Annotated in this window: 1 pseudogene; it reads right to left on the reverse strand. The window is 65.9% G+C overall.

The window, feature by feature from the left end:
* Positions 1 to 953, reverse strand: a pseudogene (locus tag FJ980_RS34155) (peptidoglycan-binding protein); the annotation flags it as partial.
* Positions 954 to 1,041: the final 88 nt, after the last annotated feature.

A 1,041-nucleotide genomic window follows, 5' to 3' on the forward strand; every position in this document is an offset into this window, starting at 1 on the left:
GCCACGGTCGAGGCGACGATGGCGCGGGAAATCTCGTCCAGCCGCTCGTCGATCATGGCCAGCGTCTCGCCGCCGCGATTGTCCTGCTGGCTGGCGAAATGATCCACGGCGCTGGCCAGCGTGCGGACCTTTTCCTCCAGCGAGCGCAGGGATAGCGATTCCGGCAGGTTGTTGACGGCGTTGCTGATCTGCTCCAGCCGATCGGTCAGGCCCGAAATGGCGGGGTCCGGTGAGCGGTTGCGCTGGTCGGCGTCGACGCGGTCCTCGAAGGCTGTCCAGCGACGATCGAAATCGTCCCAGCGGCGGTCGACCTTCTGCACGCTCTCCTCGCGCGCCAGCGTGTCGAGCGCGGCTTTGACCTGTTCGAGTTCGAGCCGCAGCATGTTGACGCTTCTGTCGTCGCTTTTTTCCGACAGCGTCTTGATGGCGCCGGAAAGCCGCTCGAATTCGAGGCCAAGTTCGGCGCTGCCCTTGCCCGAAGCGCCTGACTTGGCGTTTGCCAGCAGGGCGCGGTCGATGTCCTTGCGCAGCGCCTCGAATTCGCTCTGCAGCCCGGCAGTCATCTGGTGGCGCAATTCCTCGCGCATGCCGCGCAGCTCGCCGGCTATCTTGCCGACCATGGCAACGCTGTCTTCCTGACCGCGGATGCGGTCGATATCGCGGGCAAGGTTCTGGTAGTTCTGGCCGACGGCCGGCGCCGGCATCGGCGCCTGCGGATGCGGCGCGGGCTGCGGATCCTGGTACCAGCGCGGCTGAGCCGAAGGCTGTGCTGCGGGATAGCGCGGTTCGGCGCCATATTGGCGGGGATCGGGACGTGCCATCGTATCCTCGCGCGTCCTCTCTAGCCGCTGTTCCAGCGTCTCCAGCGAGCGGTTCAACTGCTCGAGCGTGGTCTGAGGCCTGCGCTGCCTGCCGGCGTTGAGTGTATCGAGGTAGGACCGCTTGCTGTTCATCGGTGCGTCCGTCTTTCAGATTGGCCGGTTTGCGACCAGCTCCCCAAATCCTCGCCGGAACGAAGGCGGCCGCACCACGGTGGAAGAC

It is taken from the genome of Mesorhizobium sp. B1-1-5, from assembly GCF_006443065.1.
Lineage (GTDB): Bacteria > Pseudomonadota > Alphaproteobacteria > Rhizobiales > Rhizobiaceae > Mesorhizobium.